Source organism: Pseudomonas sp. Pseusp3 (assembly GCF_047304225.1).
Classification (GTDB): domain Bacteria; phylum Pseudomonadota; class Gammaproteobacteria; order Pseudomonadales; family Pseudomonadaceae; genus Aquipseudomonas; species Aquipseudomonas fluorescens_CD.
The window spans coordinates 1-335 of sequence record NZ_JBGLYV010000262.1 but is presented as its reverse complement, the minus strand read 5'-3'; the positions used below and the strand labels follow the sequence as shown (position 1 = coordinate 335).

Sequence of the window (335 nt, the reverse complement as noted above, 5' to 3'; positions counted from 1 at the left end):
ATGCTGAACACCACGAACAGGAACAGCGCGGTCAGCGTTGCGTTGGTGTAGGCGTTGAAGATCACGTGCTGCATCTGCGTGATGTCCTTGGCCGGGGCGAGGATCTGACCATTGGCCAGGGCATCGCTGTATTTTTTCGCCAGGGCGAGGAAGCCGATCGCCGGGTTGGCATCGAACAGCTTGATGAAGCCGGCGGTGGTGGTGCAGATCAGCAGCCATGCCGCCGGCAGCAAGGTCACCCAGATGTAGCGTTGGCGTTTCATCTTGATCAGCACCACGGTGCCGAGCATCAGCGCGATACCGGCCAGCATCTGGTTGGAGATACCGAACAGCGG

1 protein-coding gene is annotated in these 335 nt (G+C 60.0%); it reads right to left on the bottom strand.

Going from position 1 to position 335, the window contains the following annotated elements; genetic code table 11:
* Positions 1–335 (bottom strand): carbon starvation CstA family protein (locus ACCD00_RS30810; RefSeq protein WP_413428943.1); only part of this gene is annotated, 335 nt, incomplete at both ends.